Below are 26,006 nucleotides of genomic sequence, written 5' to 3'. Positions count from 1 at the left end.
GGGGCAGATCAGCCGCCGAGGGCTTCCGCCATGCGGTCGAGGTCGGCGAGGAGGGCGGCCAGACGCCGCTGCGGGAAGGTGTCGACCATGGTCCGTTCGATGGCGTAGACGGCGGACCGGGCCGCATGGAGCCGTTCGCGGCCGTGCTCGGTGAGGTGGGCGGGGAGCGCACGGCCGTGGTCGGTGGTGGCGGGCCGGGAGATCAGGTCCGCGTCCTGGAGGCCGCGGAGGACGACGTTCATGGACTGCCGGGTGACGAACGTGGAGCGGGCGAGCTCGGCGTTGGACAGGCCGGGCCGCTGGTCGAGGAGTTCGAGGCAGGCGTACTGCGGCACCGTCAGCCCGTGCTCGCGCAGCGCCTTGTCCATGGCGCCGCGCAGCGCCGCGGCGGCGCGTTTGAGGCGGTAGCCCACATGCTCGGTGACGTCTTCGGCGGGGTGCGGCGGGGGCACGGGCGTCCGGTCTTCCATGTCAGGATTTTGACATAGGGAGCGGCCGTGCGTACAGTCCAGCAATGTCAAAGTCCTGACATCGACATCACTGGCTCGACCAACAACTGGCTCGACCGACAAGTGGCTTCAACCGGGGAGGACCCATGCCCACCACCATCGACGGCCCCGACTTCATCGCCCTCCAGGTACGCGATGTCGAGGCGGCGGCCGCGTTCTGCGAAACCCATCTCGGCCTGCGGCGGGCACCGGCCTCGCCGCCCGGCGCGGTGGTGTTCACCACCGAGCCGATCCCGTTCGCCGTCCGCGAGCCGCTGCCGGGCGTGAACCTCGACGACGCCGCACGACCCGGGCTCGGAGTGGCCCTGTGGTTCCGCACCACGGACGCGCAGGCCCTCCACGACCAGCTCGCCGCCGCCGGGGTGCCCATCCTCAGCCCGCCCCAGGACAGCCCCTTCGGCCGCACGTTCACCTTCATCGGCCCGGAGGGCTACGCCCTCACGGCGCACGGCGGCTGACCGGGACCGCCGTCGTCCCGCGTCCGCGCCGCGCACATCGGCGGCCCCGCTCGTAACCCCACCGAAGAGCCGGGTCGTGACCACACCGAAGAGCCGGTCCGCCCCCCGTCCGCGGACCGGCTCCTCACCGGTGGCCGACGGGGTCAGCCGTTCTCGACGACCATCACCGCGTTGCCGTCCGCGTCCCGGAAGCTGAACATCGGCGGCACCGGGGCGCCCCAGCGCTGGACCTCCGGGTCGGTGTCGACGCCGCGCCCGCGCAGCGCCGCGTGGTCGGCGTCGATGTCCTCGGAGGTGAGGATGATGCCGGTGTCGTAGCCCGGCCCCTGCCCGCCCTCGCGCGGCAGGACCAGCGCGATCCCGGTCGGGGCGCCCGCCGGGGCCACCTCGATCCAGCGGTGGCCGTCGCCGAAGGGGATGTCGGCACGCTTCTCGAAACCGAGCGTGCCCACGTAGAACTCCAGCGCCCGGTCCTGGTCGGCGACGGTGACGGCAACGCGGCCCACCTCGGTGAAACGGGCTCCTTTGGCGGTCTCGGTCATGATGATCTCCCTTGGGGTGTTGCGTTCACCTCCAAAGACCCCGGGCCGCCCCGAAACTCATCGGTCCCCCGGTCAGCGGTTGACGAAGGTGAGGCTCTTCTCGTCGTAGCGGGTGCCGGCGACCTGGTCGGCCGGGGCGGCGGCGTCGATCGCGGACAGTTCCTCGGAGGTCAGCTCGAGGGTGGCGGCGGCCAGGTTCTCCTCCAGGTACTTCTGGCGCCGGGTGCCCGGGATGGGGACCACGTCGTCGCCGCGGTGCTGCACCCAGGCGAGGGCGAGCTGGCCCGCGGTGACACCCTTCGCGGCGGCCAGTTCGTTCAGCTTCTCCACGATGGCCAGGTTCCGCTCGAGGTTGCCGTCGGCGAACCGGGGCTGGGTGCGGCGTACGTCGCCCTCCGGCAGGCCCTCGGTCGAGGTGTAGCGGCCGGTGAGGAAGCCGCGGCCGAGCGGGGAGAAGGGCACGAGGCCGATGCCGAGCTCACGGCAGACCGGGACGATCTCGTGCTCCAGGTCCCGTGTCCACAGCGACCATTCGCTCTGCAAGGCCGCGATGGGGTGCACCGCATGGGCGCGCCGGATGGTCTCCGCACCCGCCTCGGACAGCCCGAGATGGCGCACCTTGCCCGCCCGCACCAGCTCGGCCATCGCGCCGACGGTCTCCTCGATGGGGACGTCGGGGTCGACGCGGTGCTGGTAGTAGAGGTCGATGTGGTCGACGCCGAGCCGCCGCAGCGAGGCGTCGCACGCCTGGCGGACATACGCGGCGTCCCCCCGGATCGCGGTCGGCTCCCCCAGCCGGTTGGCGAACCCGAACTTGGTGGCCAGCACCGCCTGATCCCGCCGCCCGGCCAGGGCCCGGCCGAGCAGCTCCTCGTTGTGCCCGGCACCGTAGAAGTCGGAGGTGTCCAGCAGCGTGACGCCGAGGTCGAGGGCGCGGTGGAGGGTGGCGATGGACTGGGTGTCGTCGGAGTCGCCGTAGCCGTGGCTCATCCCCATGCAGCCCAGGCCCTGGGCCGCGACGGTCAGTGCCCCCAGGCGGCGGACGGGCAGTTCGGACATCGGGTACCTCCTCGTGGTCGTGACGATCACGCTAGGAGTTGGAGCGCACTCGAAGTCAAACAAAACCGGCCCGGTGCGCTCCCCCGTCGCGCACCGGGCCGGTCGGTGGGCCGGCTGCCCTGGCCCCCATCGAGGGCAGCCTGCCTCGTTTCCCCCGTTGGCCTTGGCTATTCCGTGGCGATCGCGTTCAGGACGTTCATCCGCGCCGCCCGGAAGGCCGGGATCAGGGCCGCGATCAGGCCCACGACGGCGGAGCCGATGAAGACCGTGATGATCGTCGGCCACGGGATCTCCAGGGTCTTCAGACCCTCGAGTGCCAGCAGCTTCTGGGCCGTGGTGCCCCAGCCCATGCCGAGCCCGAGGCCGAGCAGGGCGCCGAAGAGTGCGATGACCACGGACTCCAGGCGGATCATGCGGCGCATCTGGCGGCGGGAGACGCCGATGGCGCGCATCAGGCCGATCTCGCGGGTCCGCTCGACGACCGAGAGGGCCAGGGTGTTCACCACGCCGAGGACGGCGACGATGATCGCGAGCGCCAGCAGGCCGTAGACCAGGTTGAGCAGCTGACCGACCTGGTCCTTGACCTCCTTCTTGTAGTCGGTCTGGTCGCGCACCTTAACCGACGGGTAGTGGTGCAGCTGGGACTTGAGGGAGGCGTACGCCTGCTTCTCCTGGCCGTCCTTGGCCTGCGCCAGCATCATGACGTCCGCCGGGATCAGCTTGGCGGGGACGTAACGCTCGACGGTGGCGATGTTGAGGTACAGCGCGCCCTTGTCGAGGCTGACGTCGTCCGAGGTGATCGCGGCGACGGTCAGCTTGGCGGTGCGGCCCTCCTTGAAGGCGACGGTGAGGGTGTCGCCCCGCTTCACCTTGTGGTCCTTGGCGAAGCCCTCCGGCACCGACATGGCGTCCTTGCCGTACGCGGCGGACAGGTCGCCCTCGACCACCGGGGTGCGCAGATCCTCGGCGTACGTCGGGCTGGCGGCCGAGAGGTCCTTGGTGACCGTCTTGCCGTCGGGCAGGGTGAGCTTGGTGCCCTCGATGTCCTTGGCCTCGCTGATGTGCTTCAGGCCCTTGGCCTGGCGTACCGCGTCGGCGATCCCCTTGGTGATCGGCTGGCCGGTGTCGGACTGGACGATGAAGTCGGCGCCCACCGACTTGTCCAGCTCATCGGTGGCCGAGGCGACCATCGAGGAGCCCACCACCGACAGACAGGCGACCAGCGCCAGGCCGATCATCAGGGCCGCGCCGGTGGCGCCGGTGCGCCGCGGGTTGCGCAGCGCGTTGCGCTCGGCCAGCCGGCCGACCGGGCCGAAGATCCGCAGCACGACGGTGGCCAGCACCCGGACCACCAGACCGGCCAGCAGCGGGCCGATGACGATGAAGCCGATGAGCGTCAGCACCACGCCGAGGCCCAGGAACATCGAGCCGTCGACCGCCTTGTCCGCGTTCCCCGCGACCACCAGGGAGGCCGCGCCGCCCGCGGTGAGCAGGGTGCCGATCGCGCCGCGGATCCATCCGGCCTTGCTGTCCGCCGGGGTGCCCGCGTCGCGCAGGGCCGCCATCGGGGAGATCTTCCCGGCCCGGCGGGCGGGGATGTACGCCGCGATGACGGTGACGACGACGCCGATGCCGATGCCGACGATGGGCGTGGTGGCCTTCACGGTCAGCTGGTCGGTGCTCAGGTGGAGCCCCGCGCTGCCCATGATCTTCATCAGGCCGACCGCGAGGCCGACGCCGCCGAGGACGCCGAGGATCGAGCCGATGATGCCGAGCAGCAGCGCCTCGATCAGCACCGACCGGTTGATCTGCTTCCGGCTGGAGCCGATGGCCCGCATCAGGCCGATCTCACGGGTGCGCTGGGCGACCAGCATCGAGAAGGTGTTGACGATCAGGAAGATGCCGACCAGGACGGCGATCCCGGCGAAGCCGAGCATCGCGTACTTCATCACGTCCAGGAACGAGCCGATGTCGTCCTCGGCCTCCTTGCTGGACTCGGCCTTCGTCTGCACCTTGACCCCGGTGCCGAGGTCCGCGACGACGTTCTTCTTCAGCTGGTCGTGGCTGACGCCCGCCTGGGCGGTGAGCGAGTAGCTGGAGTAGACCCCGGGGGCGCCGAGCAGCTTGCGCTGCGCGGTGTCGGTGTCCATGTAGATCAGCGTGGCGCCGGGGTTGGTCACCTGGAACGTGGCAATGCCGACGATCTTCGCGCGGAACTCGCCCGGGATGGCGATGATCCGCACCTCGTCGCCCAGCTTCAGCTTCTTGTTCTTGGCGGTGTCGGAGTCGACCATCACCTGGGTCGGGCCGCGCGGGGCGTGGCCGGAGGTGATCTTGACCGAGCGCTTCTCGGTCGGGTCCCAGTTGGTGCCGATGGTCGGGGCGCCGGTGTCCGAGCCGATGCTGTTGTCGTTGCGGTCGGCGGCGGTGACCGACTGGCTGGTGGCGTCGCCGAGCACCGACTTGACGCCGTCCACCTGCTTCAGCCGCGCCAGCTCCGAACCGGGCAGGGTACGGATCCGGCCCTGCCGGGTGTCCTTGTCGCTGACGCCCTCGGGGCTGACCGTGACATCGGAGGCCGTGCTCGCGAAGAGCTTGTCGAACGTGGCGTTGGTGGTGTCGGTGAAGACGAGCGTGCCGCAGACGAAGGCCACCGACAGCAGCACGGCGATCGCCGACAGCGCCATCCGCCCCTTGTGGGCGACGAAGTTGCGCAGTGAGGTCTTGAGGACGGTCATGACACCCGTCCTCGCGCGTCGAAGTGCTTCATGCGCTCCAGGACCAGATCGGCCGTCGGGTTGTACATCTCGTCGACGATCCGGCCGTCGGCCAGGTACAGCACCCGGTTGGCGTAGGAGGCGGCGACCGGGTCATGGGTGACCATCACGATGGTCTGGCCCAGCTCGTCCACCGACCGCTTGAGGAAGCCCAGCACCTCGGCACCGGCCCGCGAGTCCAGGTTTCCGGTCGGCTCGTCACCGAAGATGATCTCGGGGCGGGCGGCGAGGGCGCGGGCCACGGCGACGCGCTGCTGCTGACCGCCGGAGAGCTGGTTCGGACGGTGCTTGAGCCGGCCGGCCAGGCCCACGGTCTCCACCACCCGGTCCATCCAGGCCCGGTCGGGCTTGCGGCCCGCGATGTCCATCGGCAGCGTGATGTTCTCGATCGCGCTGAGCGTGGGCAGCAGGTTGAACGCCTGGAAGATGAAGCCGATCCGGTCCCGGCGCAGCTTGGTGAGCTTCTTGTCCTTCAGCTTGGTGATCTCGGTCTCGTCGATGAAGATCTGCCCGGAGCTGACGGTGTCCAGACCGGCCAGGCAGTGCATCAGGGTCGACTTGCCGGAGCCGGACGGGCCCATGATCGCGGTGTACTGCCCCCGCGCGATGTCCACGTCCACCTGGTCCAGGGCGACCACCCGGGTCTCCCCGGAGCCGTACGCCTTGGTGACCTGACGTGCGCGGGCGGCGACGGCCGTATGTCCTCCGCTGCCCCCGGTCCTGGGAATCGATACAGCCGTTGTCACGGTCTTTCTCCTTCGGTGTCCGATCGGCGATCTCTGTTCCCCGATCGCCGCAATAAGACTGCCGCGATCCGGGAACCTCCGCGATGGGGAATGACTCCCTCTTAGCGGTAGGGCTAGCCCCACCCCTCACGTCGCGCAGCCCGTAGCAACCATATGAAGTGGGGACGACGGGCTCCTCATCCGCCCGGACGAACCGGGAGTAGGAGTACAGGGTGGGCATCCCCTAGGGGAGTGAGTCCTGGGTCTGACCCCGGACTCGGGGTCGATGGTGCACCCTCCCGCCACGTCAGGCTCAAACCGGGCCGTCTGGGCAGCCCGGATGCGTTCTTCCGCCAGCCTGCCCCGGCATGGAATCGTGGGTCGTACAAGAATCGTGCGCACGCGAGTCCGTCGTACGAACAACAGGAACACGTGCCGGCGCGGACCGGCGGAGGGAGCTCGCCACCGTGGGCGGCACCGCACGACGGCCGATGGACGCGGACCCCAGGCCCCCCGCACCCCAGCCCCACTCCGAGACCCCCACCCCCAGCCACCGCCGCCCCGTCGTCGCCGCCCTGATGCTCGGCATGTCGCTGGCCGCGCTGGACTCGACCATCATCTCCACCGCCGTCCCGCAGATCGTCGGCGACCTCGGCGGCTTCTCCGTCTTCTCCTGGCTCTTCTCCGGCTATCTGCTCGCCGTCACCGTCTCCCTGCCGCTGTACGGAAAGCTCTCCGACACCTTCGGCCGCAAGCCCATCCTGCTCGCGGGCGTCGTGTTCTTCGTCATCGGCTCGCTGCTGTGCGCCGGGGCCTGGAACATGGCCTCCCTCATCGCCTTCCGGGTCGTCCAGGGGCTGGGCGGCGGGGCGCTCCAGGGCACCATCCAGGTCGTCGCCGCCGACCTCTATCCGCTCAAGGAGCGCCCGAAGATCCAGGCCAGGCTCTCCTCGGTGTGGGCGCTCTCCTCGGTGGCGGGCCCCGCGATCGGCGGAGTGCTCGCCGGATACGCCGACTGGCGGTGGATCTTCCTCATCAATCTGCCGGTCGGCGCCCTTGCGTTCACCCTGATCACCCGGCATCTGCACGAACCGCGACGGCACCGGGAGAGCCGCCCCCGGGTCGACTGGGCCGGGGCGCTCGGGGTGTTCCTCAGCGGCGGGCTGCTGCTGACCGCCCTCGTCCAGGGCGGAGTGGCCTGGGGCTGGCTGTCCGCGCCCTCGCTCACCATGCTCGGCGGGGCCGCGGTGTGCGCCGCGGCCACCGTATGGATCGAACGGCGTGCCGCCGAGCCGATCATCCCCGGATGGGTCTGGCGCCGCCGCACCATCTCCGCGGTCAACGTCGCCTTCGCCGCGCTCGGTCTGCTGATGATCGCCCCGACCGTCTTCCTGCCCACCTACGCCCAGTCGGTGCTGGGGCTCGGACCGATAGCGGCCGGGTTCGTGCTGTCCACGATGACGCTGAGCTGGCCGATCGCGGCCGCGCTCAGCAGCCGCGTCTACAACCGCGTCGGCTTCCGGCGCTGCGCCATCACCGGAATGACGGCCGCCACGCTGATCCTGGCCGCCTTCCCGCTCCTCCCCTACCCGGGCGCCGCCTGGCAGCCCGCGCTGATCATGCTGCTGCTCGGGGGCGCGCTCGGGCTCTTCCAGCTGCCGCTGATCATCGGGGTGCAGTCGTCCGTCGGATGGGCCGAGCGCGGCACCGCCACCGCCTCGATCCTCTTCTGCCGCCAGGTCGGCCAGAGCGTCGGGGCGGCGCTCTTCGGGGCCGTGGCCAACGCGACGCTGGCCTCCCGGCTCGCCGAGGCCCCCGACGCCATCCGGCCGGGGCTGCCCGACGACTTGGACTCGGTCTCGCGCGCCCTGGAACACCCCGGCACCCTCACCGGCCAGGCGGCCGACTATCTGCGACGGGCCGTGGACACCGCCGTCGACCACGTCTACCTGGGCTCGGCCACGGCCGCGCTGCTGGCCCTACTGGCCCTGGTGTTCCTTGCCCCGCGCCGCTTCCCGGTCCGCACGGAGGCGGACGCGGAAGCGGAAGCGGAAGCCTGAACGCCAACCGGCGTACGCCTGCGGCGGGCTGTTCCCCTACCCGCCCCTTCCCGTAACCAGGGGCTCCGCCCCTGGACCCCGGGACCCGGGACCAGAGCCCCGCCACGCCACGGAGCCGCATACCGATGCTGCGGGAAGGGGCGCAGCCCCGAACGGGATCTGGGGCACAGCCCCGGGCAGGGCCTGAGGCACAACCCCGGGCGGGATCTGGGGCGCAACCCCGGGCAGGGCCTGAGACACAACCCCGGGCGGGATCTGGGGCGCAACCCCGAACGGGACCTGGGGCGCAACCCCGGGCAGCGCCTTAGACGCACCCCCGGGCGGGGCCTGAGGCACAGCCCCGGGCGGGACCTGGGGCACAACCCCGGGCAGGGCCTGAGGCACAGCCCCGGGCAGGGCCTGAGGCACAACCCCGGGCGGGACCTGGGGCACAACCCCGGGCAGGCCCTGGGGCACAACCCCGGGCAGGGCCTGAGGCACAGCCCCGGGCGGGACCTGGGGCGCAACCCCGGGCGGGGCCTGGGGCACAGCCCCGGGCGGGGTCTGGGGCGGAGCCCCGGGCGGGGTCTGGGGCGGAGCCCCGGGCGGGGTCTGGGGCGGAGCCCCGGTTTCGGGAAGGGGCGGGGAGGGGAACAGCCCGCCGCAGGCGTACGCGTACCGTCCGCCGGTCGGGTCAGGACTCGTGGTGCGGGGCCGCCGCCGCGTCCTCCGCCACCGGCCTGCCGGTCAGCGCCGCCAGGCTGCCGCGCACATGCTCCAGATGCGCCTTGAGCTCCTCGCGCCGCTCCACATGCTCGCGCAGCGTCCGCTCCGTCTCCCGCGCCAGCCGCTCCTCCCGGGCCCGCGCCTGGGCGATGATCTCCGCCGCCTGCGCCTGCGCATCCTCCTGCCGCAGCCGCGCGGCCTGATCGGCCATCCCGTACTCCCGCTTGGCGTCGGCGAGCCCCGCCTGGGCGTACTCCTCCAGCTGGGCCAGCCGGGCCGTCATCGCGTTGTCCCGCTCGGCCAGTTCGCGGCCCGCCGCCTCCCACCGCTCGGCGTGCTCCCGCTCCTGCTCGGCCAGGATCCCGGCGGTGCGCTGCCGCATCTCCTTCAGCTCCGCCAGCGCCTGGGCCCGCCACTCCTTGGCGTCCTGGCGCGAGACGGCCCGCAGCTCGTCCACGTCCACCTGGGCCGACTCCAAGGTGGCGCGCGCCGCCACCTCGGCGGCCTCGCGAACCAGCTCGGCCTCGTCGCGGGCGGCGTCCCGCACCGTACGGGCCACGGCCTGCACGGCCTCCCACTCCTCCTGCGCCGTCGCCTCGGCCGCCGCCCGCAGACAGACGACCTCCTCCTCGGCCGCCATCAGGATCAGCTGGGCCCGGTCGCCGAGGGACTCATAGGTCTGGGGGGCCAGTTGGGAGATCACCTCGCGCAGCCGCTCCGCCTCGGCGGTCAGCTCATTGGCCAGCACGGTGAGGCGCGCGGCGCGCTCCCACGCCGCGTCCCGCGCTTCGGACAGGTCGGCCACATAGCGGTCGACCTGCGCGGGACGGTAGCCACGGCCCCGTCCGCCGACGATGGTGAAGCCATGACGTGACACCGATGCGCCCATCCTTGGAACCCCTTTTGTCCGGTATGCAACGCGCTTCGGCGCACATCTTTATAGATGGCCTCTCATCCCCATAACGCGACACTCCGCCCATATCCGCGGCCGGGAGCGCCGCCGGTGACAACAACGACGAGGCGCCCGCCCCCGTCACGGGGGTCGGGCGCCTCGATCGCCATTCGTTCCGGGCAGCGGTCAGGGCCGCACGGGCGTACTCACAACGCGCTCACAACGCGCTCACAACGGACTTACAGCAGGCCGTCCCACATCTGCTCCAGCAGCACGGCCCACCAGTTGTCCGGTGTGGACAGCGCCGCCGGGTCCAGTCCCGCGAGCTGCGCCTGGAAGTCCACCGTCCAACGGCCCGCCTGGTCCGGCGTCAGCCCGTACCGCAGCCGCCACATCCGGCCCAGCAGCGCCATGCACCGCACGAACTCCGGCAGCCCGGTGTTCACGAACTGCGGCGGGGTCGGCTGGGGCGTCGCCTCCAGCGGCACCGCCACGATGTTCGCCGTGCCGTACTGCACACACAGCTGACGGCCGAAGTCATTGCCCATGACCAGGTACGAACCCGCGTCCGGCGCGGACTGCACCCCGCGCTCCGCCGCCAGCTCCGCCAGCGTCGGCACCGGGCGGCCCGCCTGCGCCTGCGCCCAGAAGAACGGGCCGAAGTCCAGCGGCAGCCCGGCCCACACCAGCGTCTGCGCCACCACCTCCGGAACGCCCATCCGCGACACCGCGCGCTGGTCGAAGCGGACGATGCCCTGCGGCCCGAACGCCTGGCCAAGCTCATGCGCAAGACCCTCCGGCGGCACCGGCGGGATCGGCTGCACCTGACTGGGATGCGGCAGCGGCACCCGGTTCGGCGCCGGACGGGCCGGGCCGTCCGCCACCTGGTGCAGCTCGCCCTGGTGCTCCAGCAGATGCCGTACGCCCTGCTGCCGGGTGGCGTGATCGCGTCCGTACGGAGCCGTGTGGCTGATCCGCACCTGCGGCCAGCTCTCCCGGATCATCCGGGCGCAGTAGCCGCCGGGCAGATCACAGGACTCCAGCTCGGTGTGGAGCTCCAGCACCTGCTGCGGCGGAACGTTCATCGCCCGCAGCTCATGCAGGATCTGCCACTCCGGATGCGGGGTCCCGGGCGCCGAACGGCGGATCAGCTGCTGCTCCGAACCGTCCTGGGCGCGGTAGCGCAGCACCGCCATATAGCCCGGTCCCACGGTCGGCTGACCGGGGGGCGGCGGCGGATACGCATAGCCCGGCTGCGGCGCCATCCCCGGCGCGGGCGCGCCCGGAGGCGGCGCCACCCCCTGAACGGGAGCGCCGGCGGGCGGCGGCATACCGGGGGCGCCCGGCGCGCCAGGGGCGCCGGGTCCGCCCGGGTACGGCGGCCCGGCCGCACCGGGCGGGGGCGGCGGCGTGTGCGGACCACCCGCACCGGGGACACCGGGTGGGCCGGGCGGCTGCGGGCCGGACGGGGCACCCTGGCCCGGGGCGCCGGGAGCACCGGGCGGATGCGGGGTGCCGGGGGCCGGGGTCTGACCGGGCACACCCGGACCACCGGCAAGCATCGTCGCGGCGGCATGCACACCACCACCGGGCGTACCAGGAGCACCAGGCGGAGGCGGCGTCTGACCACCACCCTGCCCACCGGGAGCACCGGGGGCGCCATGGGCGCCGGGCGCGCCGGGCGGACCAGGCGGCCCGGGGGGACCGGGAGGTCCGGGCGGGCCGGGCGGATGCGGGGTGCCGGGGGCCGGGGTCTGACCGGGCACACCCGGACCACCCGCGAGCATCGTCGCGGCGGCATGCACACCACCACCGGGCGTACCAGGAGCACCAGGCGGAGGCGGCGTCTGACCACCACCCTGCCCACCAGGAACGCCGGGAGCACCGGGAGCACCGGGAGCACCAGGGGTACCGGGCGCTCCCGGTGCGCCCGGAGGCTGCGGGGCGCCGGCGAGGCTGTCGGAGTCGAGCTGCGAGACCAGCTGCGTCGGTACGTACCCCCCGGCCGGAGCGCCGGGGGCACCGGGCCCGGACGGCGCGGGCGGCGGAGGCGCGGAGTCCGCACCCGGCCGGGCACCGGGCGCACCCGGGGCACCAGGCGTCCCCGGGGCACCGGGCGGCGGAGGCGTCGGTCCGCCGCCCGCCTTACGGGTGGCGGCGTCCGCGATTTCGCTCGCGTTGGGATTGCCCCCCGGACCGGCACCGGGACCCGCACCGGGGCCGCCCTGCTGCCCCGGAAAGTCGAGGGACGGGGCGATGGCCGTCGGCGGCAGCGCGCTGCCGGCGGACATCAACTCGGTCTTGGCGTCGGGCCGTACACCCGGCGCCGGGGTGTCCTCGTCGTCGGACCCCGCGAGCGGCGGGGCGAAGACCGTGGCGGGCGGGGCGACCGAACGGTCGTCGTCATCGTCGCCCTTGATGTCCGTACCGGCCCACGGCGTAGCGTCGCCGGGCGTCGCCGCGCTGTCGGCCTGGCCCCCCGAGGAGGGCGTACCGGCGCCCGGCGCGGGCGGGGCCCACGGGCCGGTGCCACCGGGCGGGGGCGGAGGCGGCGCGTTCCGCCAGCCCTCATCGCCGGACGGGGCACCGGGCGCGGAAGGGGCACCCGGCGGGGGCGGGCCCGCGGGCGGGCCGTCCTGCGGCCGGTCGCCCGCGAGCGGACGCGCGACACCGTCGGACGGCCAGTCGTCCACGGCACCGCCCCGGTCCCGGGGCGCACCCGGCACGGACCCACCGTGAGCGGGCGCACCCGGCACGGGCCCAGGCGGGGCAGGCGCACCCGGCACGGGCGCGGGCGGGGCGGGCGGCGCGCCCGGCGCGCTGTGCGGCGCGTCCGGACCGGCGCTCCGCGCGCCGCCGTCCGACGGCCAGTCGTCCACCCCCGGGGCCCGGTGTCCCGGCGCCCCGGGCCCGGCGGCCCCGGCCCCGGACCCACCGGCCGGCGGCCAGTTGTCCTCCGGAGGCAAGGGAGGCGAAGCCGCGCCGGCGGGCGGAGCAGGAGGCGCGGAAGGACCAGGAACCGAGGCGGATCCGGCAGCCGCGGCGGCGGCGTCCGACCCGCCCCCGCCCGGCTCCGCCCGCTGCTCGCGAAGGTCGAGCCGCCCCTCGGACCGGCTGCTCATCGCGTCCGCCGCCTCCTGCAACCACTCCGGCGGAGTCAGCAGGAAGGACGTCGCGTTCAGGTCGATGCGCTGCTGCCGCCCGGTGGTGGACTCGTCGCGGGAGCCGTCGGTCGTGCCGTACCGCTCCTCGTAACGGCGGATCACCTCGCCCACCGGCAGCCCCGGCCACAGCGTGGTCTCGCCGCTGTCGCGTGCGATCACCATCCGCGTGCCCTCGGCCCCGTTGCCCGAGACCGGCCCGTCCGTGCGGTCCTCGGCCCACACCACGAAGCCCAGGTCGAACTCCCGGACCCGCGCCTCGCGCTGCTGATAGGCCGGCACATCGCCGTTGATCCAGAGTTCCGCGCGCTCCTGCGCCTGTGCGAAGGTCACCATCGCGCTCACCCCTCCACCGGGACGGCGTACGCGAATCCACCGTCCACCATCAGGTTCGCCACGGTCTCCAGCTCCGGCGGATTGCCCGCCAGCCGGAGCAGGAAGGCGTCGAAGTCGTCGCCGCACGGCAGCAACAGCCGCTCCACCCGCTCCTGGACCGTCCAGCCGTCACGGTCCCGCGCGTCGTCATAAGCACAGAACCACACCGAGCCGATCGCGTCACCCTTCACCTTGACCGCGATCACCCCGCCCTGGACGAAGCCCACGCCCAGATAGTCCTTGGTGAAGTGGTCCCGCAGACACTTGTTGATATAGACGAGGTCATTGACCGCCGCCTCGTCGCGCACCGTGAAGAAGGGCTGGTCGATCAGCAGCCCCAGCTCCGGGTCGAGCGCCGTGCCGACCGGTGCGCAGCCGCCCGCCGCCTTGAGGAAGGCGCGGTACGCATCGGGCAGCCGGTAGCCGAGGTCCTCCTCGACGCCGAGCACCTGCTCCTCGGTGACGGAGATGCCCCGCAGCGGCAGGCCCACATGCATCGGCCGGGTCTCCTGTAGCGGGCGGGTGCCCCGCTTCTCCTGGTCGACCTGCGCCGTGGCGAGCCCTCCGTGGTGCCGCAGCAGCGCCTTGACCTCGACCGGAATCAGCTCCATGCGCCGGGTGCCGACGACGTGGTGCCAGGTCCAGCCGTGCGGGGTGGCCACCGCCGACGCCCCGTTCCACAGCTCGTGACCGGTGGCGTGCAGCGCCGCGTTCGCCGATACGTAGTCCGTCAGCCGGAGCTCGTCGACGCCGAACCCCTCCGGGGGCTCGGCGATTTCGGCGGCGGCACGCGCATACGGCGAGAAGTCCGGAAAGCCGTTTTCGTCCACGCGGACGCCCTTGGGGTGGCGCGCGGCCCGGACCGGATCCGGGAAGTGCACGACCTGCCCGGCGTAGGCCGTGTTCGGTGGCGCGGCATGCTGCCCGAGCCGACCTGTCGTCATGGCGGTTGCCCCCTGCTGATGCTGGCTACTGGGCACAGCCTATGCGGTGACGCAACCGTCCGAACCGGGCGGCCATCCACCCTCACGACGGCCTCCGTCCCCACCAGGTCGTTCAGGCCCGGACTACCGCAGCGCCCGCGGGATTTGGCAATCTGATCATTGCAACCGGGGGATTGCACAGGGAGGGATCCACCACATGCACATCACGCAGAGCAACGGAGGCGGCGACGGCGCCACCCCCGCGGCCGGCGACCCCCGGCTGAGATGGAGCAGCGTCGACCCCGACGCCGGCCCACCGCCGCTCCACCGCCGCCGCGACGGCATCCTGCCCGCCGTCGCGGCCGCGCTGTCCGTCCGCGGCGAGACGCTGACCTGCACCGGGGGCAAGGCCGACCAGCCGCCGACGCTCCATCCGCTGGTGCGGGAATTCCTCGACGCGCTCGGCAGCGGCCAGCGTGAACGATTCACCGGCCGTTGCCCCGAAGTGATCCTGCTCTCCGGCCATCTGGCGAACGTCGAGGCCGGCCGCTCCAAGCGCGCCTCCCGTAAACCGCTCACCCAGGGTGAGGCGCGCCGCTCCCTCAAACAGGCCAAACTCACCACTCGCCGGATCCGGGAGGCGGGCGACCCGCAGCACGGCAGCTACGCCCCGCCCTGTCTGTCCTGCGCCGCACTGCTGGCGCATTTCGGCGTACGGGTGGTGGGTGAGAGCACGTGAGTCAGGCACATAAAGCACCACAAGCACCGCAAGCACCACAGACGGTCCAGGCCCCGCCGGGAGCGCGGGCACCGCAGCCGACCCGCCCGGCGCGGCAGTCGATCGACCGCTTGGACGTCACCCGCTTCTCCGTCGCCGTCGACGCCGCCCTGCGCCAGGCGGGCTGGCAGCCCGGCCACTGGGACATGCGGCGGGCCGAGGTCTGGGCCGACACCCTGCGCGCCCACACCTCCCCCGCGGGCCACCGGCACGCCGTCTTCCCGGCGGCGGTCGAGGCATGGGCGGAGTTCGGCGGGCTGCACATCCAGCCGCCCGGCGCGGGCCGCGAGATCGCCCCGACCCCGTTCCGTATCGATCCCCTGCTCGGCCTCCACCTCGCCCGCACCCTCGGCGACCTGGGCCGGGCTCTGGAGACCGAGGTGAGCCCGCTGGGCGAGGAGGCCGACGGGCAGGCGGTGTTGACCATCGACGCGGAGGGACGGGTCTACAGCCTCGACCACACCGGGGACTGGTACCTCGGCCCCACCCTGGACGCCGCCCTCAGCACCCTCGTCACGGGCGCCCTCCCGGCGAGGCTGACGCGTGCGTAACGCGCGCAATCCGACCGGGCGTCGGCGCCAGGCCCTGTCCGGCGGATCGTCACGGGCCCGCGACGCCTGGCACAGCGCCCCGACTACCGGCGGGATGCGCCCCGCAGGGGCACGGGGCTGTCGTCGATGTGCGGCTCCGCCGCGTGGGCGCGACCAGCCACGACGGCGCCGCAGACGATCGACGGCAGCTCAGGGGCACGTCCGCAGAACGCTCAGGCGCTCTTCGCCCGCTCCACGCCCCCGGCGCGGTCCGCCGGACGGCCCGCGGACTGATCCGTACGGTCCGTGTCATCCGGGCGGTCCGTACGGCCGCGGCCGTCCGTGCCGTCCGGGCCGTCAGGCCCATCCGTGCCATCCGGGATGACCGCCGACACCCGGAAGCCACCCGCCTCCGTGGCCCCCGACACAAAGCCCCCGCCGAGCGTCGAGACCCGCTCCCGCATCCCGACCAGGCCGTTCCCCCCGCTCGGCAGCCCCGCGTCCGCCGCGCCGCGCTCCGACGGCCCGTTCTCGACCTGGACCGCGATCTCGGCGGTGCGGTGCGCCACCCGGACCCGGGTGCTCGCGCCCGGGGCGTGCTTGTGGACGTTGGTCAGCGCCTCCTGGACCACCCGGTAGGCCGTCTGCTCCACCGGAGCCGCGTACCGCCGCTGCTCGCCCTCGACCGAGAGCTCCACGGCCATCCCCGCCGCCCGGGACTGCCCGACCAGCGCCTCCAGCTCCGCCAGCCGCGGCCCCCCGGCCACCTCCACGCCCTTCCCGGCCGCCCCCGCGGCCTCGGCGGCCTCCGCGGCGGCCGAGGCCGCGGCCGCCACCCCCGCCAGCGGCCCCTCCTTGGCAGAGGACCCGGCAGAGGACCCGGCAGCGTCGGCGGCGCCGGAAGAGGAGGCGCCGGAGGAGGAGAGCCCAGCGGCGGCGGAAGACGAGGACCCGGCGGCGAACGCCGCCCCCGCCCGCAGACCGTCCTCCGACCGCAGCACCCCCAGCATCTGCCGCAGCTCCGTCAGCGCCTGCCGCCCCATGTCGCCCACCAGCGCCGCGTTCTTCGACGCCTTCTCCGGATCCTTGAGCGCCACCGCCTGAAGAGCCGCCGCGTGTACCACCATCAGGCTCACCCGGTGCGCCACCACGTCGTGCATCTCCCGCGCGATCCGGGTCCGCTCCTCGTTACGGGCCCACTCGGCCCGTTCCTCCGCCCGGTCCGCGAGCAGCGAGAGCTCCCGTTCCAGACCGTCCGCCCGCTCCCGCAGGCTCTCCACCAGCCGTCGCCGCGCCCGGACGTACAGCCCCAGCAGCACGGGCGGGGCGGTCAGCCCCAGGGTGAGCACCATGGCGAACATCGGGGCCTCCCACACAGAGGTCCCCAGACCACCCTGGGGGTTGTCCCGGCGGAGGCCGATCACCGTGACGAGGAAGCTGCCCACCGCCGCCATTCCGGCCAGCACGGCCGTGATCCGGCGCGGCACCTCGGACGAGGCGAGGGTGTAGAGCCCCACGACACCGAGCAACACGCCCATTTCGGCGGGGGTGACCGCGATCGATATCAGCACCACGGCGATCGCCCAGCGCCGCCGCAGCACCAGCGTGGCGCCGACGAGAACCCCGATCAGCACCCCGGCGGCCACCGGAATCCGGGCATCGTGGGCGAAACCGACACCTTCCGCCGCACACTCGATCGACGACGCCGCAGCGAGCAGGACATCGAGCCCCATGCTCCGCCGCCGCGCCCACCACCACGGCCCCGCGGGCGCGCCCCGCGCGCCCGCGGCCTCTTCCCCCGTCGAACTCATAGCGACCAGCGTACGGCCGGGCGCCAGCGCTTTTCCCGGTGACACGGCGGTGACACGGCGGCGCGCCCGCCGCGCCGTCCGCGCCCCCGGCGGGCCGGCACATACCGTCGCACGAAAGGCTCCTGGTACGGCATAGTGGAGGGCGCCGTAGCGGCGATCTGATCGAATTCCGGTCAGATGGCTTGTGCCATCCCCCGTGGTGTAATTGGCAGCACAGTGGCTTTTGGTGCCATTTGTCCGGGTTCGAGTCCTGGCGGGGGAGCTTCACATTCCGCCTCAGTTCCCGTCCCGGACCCCGCCTCGCGTACCGCCTTCCCGGGGCCTGACCTCCCGGCTCGGGACCCTCCTTCCTTTCCGCCCGGAAACCTCTCGGTATCCTGCGGGTGTCCACCCCCGAAGCCGAAGGGCACACCCGTGAGCGCCAACCGCCCGGCAGCCGTCGTCGTCCTCGCAGCGGGTGAGGGCACCCGCATGAAATCGGCGACCCCGAAGGTTCTGCACGCCCTCTGCGGCCGCTCCCTCGTCGGACATGTCGTCGCCGCCTCCTGTGAGCTCTCCCCCGAACATCTCGTGGTCGTGGTCGGCCACGCCCGGGAGCAGGTCTCCGCGCATCTGGCCGAGACCGACGCCGAGGTGCGCACCGCCGTCCAGCACGAGCAGAACGGCACCGGGCACGCCGTCCGGATGGGCCTGGAGGAGCTGTCCGACAGCGGGGTCGCCCTCGACGGCACCGTGATCGTCGTCTGCGGTGACACCCCGCTGCTGACCGGCGAGACGCTCCAGCGGCTCGCCGCGGCCCACGACGCCGACGGCAACGCCGTGACCGTGCTCTCCGCCGAGGTCCCCGACGCCACCGGCTACGGCCGGATCGTGCGGGAGGACGCGACCGGCGCCGTCACCGCGATCGTGGAGCACAAGGACGCCACCGACGCGCAGCGCGCGATCCGCGAGATCAACTCCGGGGTCTTCGCCTTCGACGCCCAGCTGCTCACCGACGCCCTCGGCAAGGTGCGCACCGACAACAGCCAGGGCGAGGAGTACCTCACCGATGTGCTCGGCATCCTGCGCGAGGCCGGGCACCGGGTGGGCGCGTGCGTGGCGGGCGACCACCGCGAGATCGTCGGGATCAACAACCGCGTCCAGCTGGCCGAGGCCCGCAGGCTGCTGAACGAGCGGCTGCTGGAGCGGGCGATGCTGAGCGGCGTGACCGTCGTCGACCCCGCCACCACCTGGATCGACGTGACCGTCACCTTCGAACCGGACGCGCTGGTCCACCCCGGCACCCAACTGCTGGGCGCCACCCACCTGGCCGCGGACGCCGAGGTGGGGCCGAACTCCCGGCTCACCGACACCACCGTCGGCCAGGGCGCGGCCGTCTCGTTCACCGTCGCGGACGGCGCGGAGATCGGCGCGGGAGCGAGCGTGGGGCCGTACGCGTATCTGCGCCCCGGGACCAGGCTGGGCGCCAAGGCCAAGGCCGGCACGTACGTGGAGATGAAGAACGCCACGATCGGCCAGGGCACCAAGGTGCCCCACCTGTCCTACGTGGGCGACGCGACGATCGGCGAGCAGACCAACATCGGCGCCGCCAGTGTCTTCGTGAACTACGACGGTGTGAACAAGCACCACACCACCATCGGCAGCCACTGCCGGACCGGAGCCGACAACATGCTTGTGGCTCCCGTCACGATCGGGGACGGCGCATACACCGCCGCCGGATCGGTCATCACCAAGGATGTGCCCCCGGGCTCGCTCGCCGTCGCACGCGGACAGCAGCGGAACATCGAGGGCTGGGTCGCCCGCAAGCGCCCCGGAAGCGCCGCGGCGCAAGCCGCCGAGGCCGCTCGTCGGGAGGACGAGGGCAAGCAGTGACACCTGCACAGGTACGCCGTGCGGGGCGTACGGTGAGAAGTGCACCAAAGTGACATCCAAGGAGACTTGTTGTGACCGGGATCAAGACGACCGGCGAGAAGAAGCTGATGCTCTTCTCCGGCCGCGCCCACCCCGAGCTGGCCGAGGAGGTCGCCCATGAGCTGGGCGTCAGCTTGGTCCCGACCAAGGCATTCGACTTCGCCAACGGCGAGATCTACGTCCGCTTCCAGGAGTCGGCACGCGGTGCCGACTGCTTTTTGATCCAGAGCCACACGACTCCGATCAATAAGTGGATCATGGAGCAGCTCATCATGATCGATGCGCTGAAGCGGGCCTCCGCGCGCTCGATCACGGTGATCGTTCCGTTCTACGGCTACGCCCGCCAGGACAAGAAGCACCGTGGCCGTGAGCCCATCTCGGCCCGGCTGATCGCCGACATGCTGAAGACGGCGGGCGCCGACCGGATCCTCACCGTCGATCTGCACACCGACCAGATCCAGGGCTTCTTCGACGGCCCGGTGGACCATCTCTTCGCGCTGCCGGTGCTCGCGGACTACGTGGGCGCCAAGGTCGACAAGGCCAAGCTCACCGTGGTGTCCCCGGACGCCGGCCGGGTGCGGGTCGCGGACCGCTGGTGCGACCGGCTGGGCGCGCCGCTGGCGATCGTGCACAAGCGGCGGGACCCGGACGTGGCCAACCAGGTCACGGTGCACGAGGTGGTCGGCGATGTGCGGGGCCGGGTGTGTGTGCTGGTCGACGACATGATCGACACCGGTGGCACCATCTGCGCGGCGGCGGACGCGCTGTTCGCGAACGGCGCGGAGGACGTGATCGTGACCGCCACCCACGGTGTGCTGTCGGGTCCGGCCGCGGACCGGCTGAAGAACTCCAAGGTCAGTGAGTTCGTCTTCACCAACACCCTGCCGACTCCCAACGAGGTGGAGCTGGACAAGGTGACCGTGCTGTCGATGGCGCCGACGATCGCCCGCGCGGTCCAGGAGGTCTTCGAGGACGGCTCGGTGACCAGCCTGTTCGAGGAGCAAGCGTGAGCGGCTTAACCTCCCCGGACCGGACGTAGAGGCCACTCCCGCCAGGGAGTGGCCTCAGCCATTGGCGGAGGTGCCCTCGGCCATTGGTAGAATCGTGGGGTTGCTCGGCGAGGGAGGCCGCTTCACAGCGGCTGTCCGTTATCGACGCGCTCTTCGTAGCAGGTCTGTCGTGGGCCGGGTGACGCCCACACACCGTAAACGATCTACGAGGAGTGCCCCATGGCCGAGGTCAAGATCCCCGCCAAGCCCCGCACCGAGTTCGGCAAGGGTGCCGCCCGCCGCACCCGTGCCGCCGACCGCGTTCCCGGCGTGGTCTACGGCCACGGCGTCGAGCCGCTGCACGTCACGCTGCCCGCGCACGACCTGCTGATGGCGCTGAAGACCCCGAACGTGCTGATCCGTCTGAACGTCGAGGGCGGCAAGGACGAGCTGGTCATCCCGAAGGCCGTGCAGCGTCACCCCATCAAGATCGGCGTGCTGGAGCACATCGACCTGCTGCTGGTGAAGAAGGGCGAGAAGGTCACCGTCGAGGTGCCGATCCTCACCGAGGGCGACCTGGCCCCTGGCGGCAACCTGCTCGAGCACCTGCTGAACGCCCTGCCGGTCGAGACCGAGGCGACCCACATCCCGGAGTCGGTCACCGTCTCCATCGCGGGCCTGGACGCGGGTGCCACCATCCACGCCAAGGACATCACCCTCCCGGCGGGCACCACGCTGGCCGTCGAGGAGGACGCGGCCGTGCTCCAGGTCGTCGCCGCCCAGGCCGAGGCTCCGGCCGAGCAGGGCGCCGAGGGCGAGGCCGAGGGCGCCGAGGCGTAATCTGCGCCTGCTCCCTTTTCGCTTCCGCGGCCGCCGTCCCGCCACCCCCCGGGGTGCGGGACGGCGGCCGTCCTCAAGGAGAGACATCCAGATGACGGACGACACGAGCCCCTGGCTTGTGGTGGGCCTCGGCAACCCCGGTGGCGAGTACGCGGGCAACCGGCACAACGTCGGCTTCATGGTGGCCGATCTGCTGGCCGAGCGGATGGGCGCCCGCTTCAAGGCGCACAAGTCGCGGGCCCAGGTCGTCGAGGGCCGGGTGGGTCCGCCCGGGCCGACGAGCCGCCGCGTCGTGATCGCCAAGCCGATGTCCTTCATGAACCTCTCGGGCGGTCCGGTGACCGCGCTGCGCGACTTCTACAAGGTGTCGGTGGGTCATGTCGTCGCCGTCCATGACGAATTGGACATCGATTACGGCGCGCTGCGGTTGAAGATCGGCGGGGGTGACAATGGCCACAACGGGCTGAAGTCGATCACCAAGTCGCTGGGCGCGGACTACTGCCGGGTGCGCTTCGGAATCGGCCGCCCACCGGGCCGGATGGATGTCGCGGCGTTCGTCCTCAAGGACTTTTCCGCCGCGGAGCGCCGGGAGTTGGACTACTTCGTGGACCGCGCGGCGGACGCGGTGGAGACGCTCATCGCGGACGGGCTGGAGCGCGCGCAGGGAACGTACAACTCCTGAAAAACGCCGTTCGCCCGTTTGTTCGGCGAAAGGTTGACCGGCGGCCCGGGGATGGCGAGGATCGCCGCCATGGCTTCCACCGGTGTGACCAAGCGCAGCCGTACACGGCGGGCGGGCGAGAGCGCGTACGGGTTCCTGTTGCTGGCGAAGAACGTGGCGATGACGCTCGTCGCACTGCTGATCCTGGTCGCCGGGGTGTGGTCCTCCTGGGGCGACGCCAAGCCGTCGATGCTGACCAAGGGGCTTGAGCGCGGCACCGTCACGGTCTCCGACTGCGGCGACGAATGGTGCACCGGCTCCTTCACCCCGGCCCGCGAGGGCGGCAAGTCCCGTGGCCGGGTACGGATCGACGAGGCCGTCACGAACGGGACGGGCGACCGGGTGCCGGTGGCCCTCAAACCCGGCACGGACCACGTCGTCCGCACCGGCGCCGCCGGCATCCTCCACGCCTGGGTCCCCTTCGGCGGCTCCCTCCTCCTCGCCTCCCTGATCGTCGCGGGCGGCCTCGGCCTACGCCGCACGGGCTGGGCCATGGGCCTGCTGGGCGCGGCACTACTGGGCGCGTCCTTCGCCACACTTACGCTGTAGCGCTCACCGGGTCCCCCTCCCGCGTCTGGACTCACCCTTCGTCCCGGGACCACCTCGCCATGGCACGACCGGCCTTCTCGGCTTGGGCAGCCCGGCACCGCCGAACACCGCCGTGGGGGTCCTCGCCGTCGCGGCGGGGAAGGGATGCCGCACCCGGCAGCCGACAGGGAAGCCCCATCCCCGGGCCGGAAAAACGCGCCGGACAGCGACGAAGCACACCCAGGCAGCTCGGCACCACCGAACACCGCCGTGGGGTCCTCGCCCTCGCGGCGGGGAAGGGATGCCGCACCCGGCAGAGAAACCCCATCCCGAGCACGGAAAACGTGCCGGGCAGCGGCGGATCGCGCGCAACGAACCCGGGCCACGAACCGGCCAACCCGGCGCGCACGAGGGTTGGCGGCTGGGCCCGCGCCGTCGTCTCGGGCCACCCCGCCGTGGTGCGACCGGCCCGGTGGCACTGGGCAGCTCGGCACCGCCGGACACCACCACCGGGGTCCTCACCGTCGCGGCCGGGGAAGAGGGCGTGCGCCAGGCGCGGTGGACCGCCGGAGCCGCAGCGACGAGCGGCGAAGCAAGGCACGGCGTAGCCACCCAGGGGACCGCACGTGGCAGCGGCGGAGACTGCTGCTCAGCGGGGGCCGGGGGCGGAGCCCCCGGGGGAACTGATCTCCACAACCCACCGGGCGGGGCCCCGCTCCCTCTGGGAGCGGGGCCCCGCCCGGTGCAGCGGCGGTGTCAGCCCGTGTTGCGGAGGCCCGCCGCCACGCCGTTGACCGTGAGGAGGAGCGCGCGGGCGAGCACGGGGTCGGGGTCCTCGCCCCGCTCGGCCGCGGTGCGCTGACGGTGGAGCAGGGTCACCTGGAGATACGAGATCGGGTCGAGGTAGGCGTCCCGGACGTGGAACGTCTGCTTCAACACCGGGTTGGAATCGAGGAGTTCCCGTCCACCGGTGATCCGCAGCACCTCCCGCACCGTCAGCTCGTGCTCCTCCTGGATCACGTCGAAGACATGCTTCAGCTCATCCGGAACGAGCGTGTCGACGTAGTGCCGGGCGATCCGCAGATCCGTCTTGGCCAGCGTCATCTCGACGTTGGAGAGGAAGTTGCGGAAGAAGTGCCAGTGCTGGTGCATTTCGTCGAGGACGGTGTCGAGTCCGGCCTCGCGGGCGGCCTTGAGGCCGGAGCCGACGCCGAACCAGCCGGGGACGATCTGCCGGGACTGGGTCCAGCCGAAGACCCACGGAATGGCCCGCAGCCCGTCGAGCCCGGCGCCGGAGTCGGGGCGGCGGGAGGGCCGGGAGCCGAGGTGGAGTTCGGCGAGCTGGTCCACCGGCGTGGAGGCGAAGAAGTACGCGGGCAGGTCGGGGTCGTCCACCAGGGCGCGGTAGGCGCCGTGGGCGGCGTCGGAGACCGTGTCCATCGCCGCGTCCCAGCGGGCGAGCGCCTCGTCGGACTGGCGCGGGGCGGTGTGCAGGGCGGACGCCTGGAGCGTGGCGGCCACCGTCAGCTCGAGGTTCTCGCGGGCCAGCGAGGGCACGAGGTACTTGTCGGAGATGACCTCACCCTGCTCGGTGACCTTGATCTCGCCCTCGAGGGTGCCCCACGGCTGCGCGAGGATCGCGTCGTGGGTGGGGCCGCCGCCGCGGCCGACGGTGCCGCCGCGGCCGTGGAAGAGCCGCAGCCGCACGCCGTGCCGGTGGGCGACGTCGCGCAGCAGCCGCTGGGCGCGGTGGATCTCCCACTGGGAAGTGGTGATGCCGCCGAACTTGGAGGAGTCGGAGTAGCCGAGCATGACCTCCTGGACGTCGCCGCGGAGGGCGACGAGCCGCCGGTAGGAGGGGTCGGCGAGCATCTCGTCGAGCAGCTTGTCGGCGATCTTCAGCTCTTCGGTGGTCTCCAGCAGCGGAACGATGCCGATCTTGGCCCAGCCCGCGTGGAGGTCGAGCAGCCCGGCCTCGCGGGCGAGGACGGCGGCGGCGAAGACGTCGTCCGAGCCCTGGCACATGGAGATGATGTACGACTCCACGATCTCGGGGCCGAAGCGCTCGAAGGACTCGCGGATGGTGTGGAAGACGCCGAGGGTCTTGGCGCCGGCGGCGTCCAGCGGCGCCGGAGTGGGGGCGAGGGGGCGCCGGGAGCGCAGCTCCTTGGCGAGCAGCTTGCGGCGGTAGTCGCGCGGCATATCGGCGTAGCGCCAGGACTCCTCGCCGAGCCGGTCGAAGAGCTGGCCGAGGGCGTGGTGGTGGGCGTCGGCGTGTTCCCGGACGTCCATGGTGGCGAGCTGGAGGCCGAAGGCGGCGAGGGTGCGGATGGACCGTTCGAGCCGGCCGTCGGCGATGAGCTGGCCGCGGTGGGCCCGCAGGGAGTCCTGGACGAGGTGGAGGTCGGCCAGGAGCTCACCGGAGCCGAGGTAGTCGCGGCCGGGCTGGTGGGGGGTGTCCCCGGCGAGCCGCTCGCGGGTGTTGACGAGCTTCTGCCGCATACAGGTGGCCTTGAGCCGGTAGGGCTCCTCGGCGTTGAGCCGCTTGTAGCGCGGGCTGATCTCGGGCAGCAGTTCGAGGTCGCGCTGGAGGGAGGCGAGGAGTTCCTCGGAGGCGCCGGTGTTGCGGATGGAGCTGGAGAGCGCGGCGCGCAGCTCGTCGATGATCTCCAGCGCGTCGGTGATGCCGTGCTCGTGCTGGAGGATCAGGACGTCGCGGGTGACCTCGGGGGTGACGTTGGGGTTGCCGTCGCGGTCGCCGCCGATCCAGGTGCCGAAGGTGAGGGGGCGGGTGGTGGCGGGCAGCTCGACGCCCACGCGCAGCAGCTCCGCGGTGAGGTCTTCGAGGACGTCCCCGACGGCTCCGGCGTGCAGCTCGTCGAGGTAGTAGATGGCGTTGCGGGCCTCGTCGGCGGGCTCGGGGCGGGCGACGCGCAGCTCATCGGTCTGCCAGAGCAGGTCGATGCTCTCGGCGAGCCGCAGGTCGGCGCGGCGGGCGTCGCCGCCGACGGCGAGGGTGTCGAGCAGTTCGGCGATGCGTCGGAGCTTGGTGAGGACCGTGCGGCGGGCGGCCTCGGTGGGGTGGGCGGTGAAGACGGGGCGCACGCCGAGGTTGGCGACGGTCTCCCGGAGGTGCTCGGGGTCGGCGTCCTTGAGCTGGTCGGCGGTGCGGGCGAGGATGCCGCCCTCGGCGGCGCGGCGGGCGCGCAGCTCGCGGCCGCGGTGCACCTGCTCGGTGACGTTGGCCAGGTGGAAGTAGGTGGAGAAGGCGCGGACCAGCTTGGCGGCGGTCTCGAGGTCGGTGGAGCCGAGCAGGTCGGCCGCGGCCTCGCCGTCACTGCGGGTGAGGGCGCGGACACGCTCGACGAGTTCGAGGAGGTCGGGACCCTCCTGTCGGACGAGGGTCTCGCCGAGCAGGTCGCCCAGACGGCGGATGTCGGCACGCAGGGCGGCATTGGTGTGGTCGGCACTGCTCACAGGTGCGGGCTCCTTGCAGTGAACGGGGTTCGAAGCGCGGCATCAGAGCGTGCGCGGCGGCGCCGCGGGCTGCTGACCCGGTGCTTTCGGCCTTGTGCGGACCGCGCTGTCCGACGCTCACCAGGATAGGCGGCACGCCCCTGGGCGAGACCAGAGCCCTATTGCCCCGCTTCCCGGCCCTGCCATACTTACGACGCCGTAGGTTACGCATCCGTAGCCATGCCCCCGAGCCCCA

General features: G+C 72.5%; 19 protein-coding genes and 1 tRNA gene. 10 read left to right on the top strand and 10 right to left on the bottom strand.

What is annotated here, in order from left to right:
- Window positions 1-8 precede the first annotated feature (8 nt).
- Complete coding sequence (locus ACJX2R_RS32165; RefSeq protein ID WP_413102984.1) at window positions 9-470, bottom strand: MarR family winged helix-turn-helix transcriptional regulator; 462 nt, start codon at window positions 468-470, stop codon at window positions 9-11.
- Between the two features lie 125 nt (window positions 471-595).
- Here ACJX2R_RS32165 and ACJX2R_RS32160 point away from each other — a divergent pair, with 125 nt between their 5' ends.
- Window positions 596-967: a VOC family protein gene (locus tag ACJX2R_RS32160; RefSeq protein WP_413102983.1), complete on the top strand. Its 372-nt coding sequence runs from the start codon at window positions 596-598 to the stop codon at window positions 965-967.
- 143 nt (window positions 968-1,110) lie between these two features.
- Here ACJX2R_RS32160 and ACJX2R_RS32155 read toward each other — a convergent pair whose 3' ends face one another.
- The 4 genes from ACJX2R_RS32155 to ACJX2R_RS32140 form a co-directional block, all read right to left on the bottom strand.
- On the bottom strand, window positions 1,111-1,509 hold the full coding sequence (locus ACJX2R_RS32155) for a VOC family protein (RefSeq protein ID WP_262702869.1): 399 nt from the start codon (window positions 1,507-1,509) through the stop codon (window positions 1,111-1,113).
- Window positions 1,510-1,581: 72 nt separating this feature from the next.
- A complete protein-coding gene (locus tag ACJX2R_RS32150) occupies window positions 1,582-2,568 on the bottom strand; it encodes an aldo/keto reductase (RefSeq protein WP_413102982.1) in 987 nt (328 codons plus the stop codon).
- Window positions 2,569-2,735: 167 nt separating this feature from the next.
- Window positions 2,736-5,306: an ABC transporter permease gene (locus tag ACJX2R_RS32145; protein ID WP_413102981.1), complete on the bottom strand. Its 2,571-nt coding sequence runs from the start codon at window positions 5,304-5,306 to the stop codon at window positions 2,736-2,738.
- Complete coding sequence (locus ACJX2R_RS32140; RefSeq protein WP_044570893.1) at window positions 5,303-6,091, bottom strand: ABC transporter ATP-binding protein; 789 nt, start codon at window positions 6,089-6,091, stop codon at window positions 5,303-5,305. Before ACJX2R_RS32140 ends, ACJX2R_RS32145 begins: the two co-directional genes overlap by 4 nt.
- A gap of 470 nt (window positions 6,092-6,561) precedes the next feature.
- On the opposite strand from ACJX2R_RS32140, the gene ACJX2R_RS32135 reads away from it, so the two are divergent.
- A complete protein-coding gene (locus tag ACJX2R_RS32135) occupies window positions 6,562-8,130 on the top strand; it encodes an MFS transporter (protein WP_413105992.1) in 1,569 nt (522 codons plus the stop codon).
- A 673-nt stretch (window positions 8,131-8,803) separates the two neighbouring features.
- Here the strand turns inward: ACJX2R_RS32135 and ACJX2R_RS32130 are convergent.
- The 3 genes from ACJX2R_RS32130 to ACJX2R_RS32120 form a co-directional block, all read right to left on the bottom strand.
- Complete coding sequence (locus tag ACJX2R_RS32130) at window positions 8,804-9,724, bottom strand: cellulose-binding protein (RefSeq protein WP_413102980.1); 921 nt, start codon at window positions 9,722-9,724, stop codon at window positions 8,804-8,806.
- 242 nt (window positions 9,725-9,966) lie between these two features.
- Window positions 9,967-13,224 (bottom strand): SUKH-4 family immunity protein, encoded by a 3,258-nt coding sequence (locus ACJX2R_RS32125; protein WP_413102979.1) that lies wholly within the window; start codon window positions 13,222-13,224, stop codon window positions 9,967-9,969.
- Between the two features lie 5 nt (window positions 13,225-13,229).
- Window positions 13,230-14,207, bottom strand: a complete 978-nt coding sequence (locus ACJX2R_RS32120) for an HNH endonuclease (protein ID WP_198277643.1) — start codon at window positions 14,205-14,207, stop codon at window positions 13,230-13,232.
- Between the two features lie 196 nt (window positions 14,208-14,403).
- On the opposite strand from ACJX2R_RS32120, the gene ACJX2R_RS32115 reads away from it, so the two are divergent.
- Both ACJX2R_RS32115 and ACJX2R_RS32110 read left to right on the top strand, forming a co-directional pair.
- A complete protein-coding gene (locus ACJX2R_RS32115) occupies window positions 14,404-14,925 on the top strand; it encodes a YwqJ-related putative deaminase (RefSeq protein ID WP_413102978.1) in 522 nt (173 codons plus the stop codon).
- Between the two features lie 101 nt (window positions 14,926-15,026).
- Window positions 15,027-15,515 carry an SUKH-3 domain-containing protein gene (locus ACJX2R_RS32110; protein ID WP_262700618.1) on the top strand — a complete coding sequence of 163 codons (489 nt, stop codon included), beginning with the start codon at window positions 15,027-15,029 and terminating at the stop codon, window positions 15,513-15,515.
- 212 nt (window positions 15,516-15,727) lie between these two features.
- Here the strand turns inward: ACJX2R_RS32110 and ACJX2R_RS32105 are convergent, their stop codons facing one another.
- A complete protein-coding gene (locus ACJX2R_RS32105; protein WP_413102977.1) occupies window positions 15,728-17,305 on the bottom strand; it encodes a sensor histidine kinase in 1,578 nt (525 codons plus the stop codon).
- A 190-nt stretch (window positions 17,306-17,495) separates the two neighbouring features.
- On the opposite strand from ACJX2R_RS32105, the gene ACJX2R_RS32100 reads away from it, so the two are divergent.
- The 6 genes from ACJX2R_RS32100 to ACJX2R_RS32075 all read left to right on the top strand — a co-directional run bounded on the left by ACJX2R_RS32100 (window position 17,496) and on the right by ACJX2R_RS32075 (window position 22,315).
- Window positions 17,496-17,567: transfer RNA gene (locus ACJX2R_RS32100), tRNA-Gln, on the top strand.
- Between the two features lie 152 nt (window positions 17,568-17,719).
- Window positions 17,720-19,177: a bifunctional UDP-N-acetylglucosamine diphosphorylase/glucosamine-1-phosphate N-acetyltransferase GlmU gene (gene glmU, locus ACJX2R_RS32095; RefSeq protein WP_413102976.1), complete on the top strand. Its 1,458-nt coding sequence runs from the start codon at window positions 17,720-17,722 to the stop codon at window positions 19,175-19,177.
- A gap of 71 nt (window positions 19,178-19,248) precedes the next feature.
- Entirely contained in the window at window positions 19,249-20,226 is a 978-nt protein-coding gene (locus ACJX2R_RS32090; protein ID WP_262700601.1) for a ribose-phosphate diphosphokinase, read from the top strand.
- A 219-nt stretch (window positions 20,227-20,445) separates the two neighbouring features.
- Entirely contained in the window at window positions 20,446-21,045 is a 600-nt protein-coding gene (locus ACJX2R_RS32085) for a 50S ribosomal protein L25/general stress protein Ctc (protein WP_413102975.1), read from the top strand.
- Window positions 21,046-21,136: 91 nt separating this feature from the next.
- Entirely contained in the window at window positions 21,137-21,727 is a 591-nt protein-coding gene (pth, locus tag ACJX2R_RS32080; protein ID WP_413102974.1) for an aminoacyl-tRNA hydrolase, read from the top strand.
- Window positions 21,728-21,796: 69 nt separating this feature from the next.
- Window positions 21,797-22,315 carry a hypothetical protein gene (locus ACJX2R_RS32075; RefSeq protein ID WP_413102973.1) on the top strand — a complete coding sequence of 173 codons (519 nt, stop codon included), beginning with the start codon at window positions 21,797-21,799 and terminating at the stop codon, window positions 22,313-22,315.
- A gap of 735 nt (window positions 22,316-23,050) precedes the next feature.
- On the opposite strand, the gene ppc is transcribed toward ACJX2R_RS32075, so the two are convergent.
- Window positions 23,051-25,771 (bottom strand): phosphoenolpyruvate carboxylase, encoded by a 2,721-nt coding sequence (gene ppc / locus ACJX2R_RS32070; RefSeq protein ID WP_413102972.1) that lies wholly within the window; start codon window positions 25,769-25,771, stop codon window positions 23,051-23,053.
- Window positions 25,772-26,006 lie beyond the last annotated feature (235 nt).

Source organism: Streptomyces sp. Inha503, assembly GCF_047215865.1.
GTDB classification, from domain to species: domain Bacteria; phylum Actinomycetota; class Actinomycetes; order Streptomycetales; family Streptomycetaceae; genus Streptomyces; species Streptomyces lycopersici.
The sequence above is the reverse complement of the archived record's forward strand: the minus strand, read 5'-3'. Positions and strand labels throughout refer to the sequence as shown.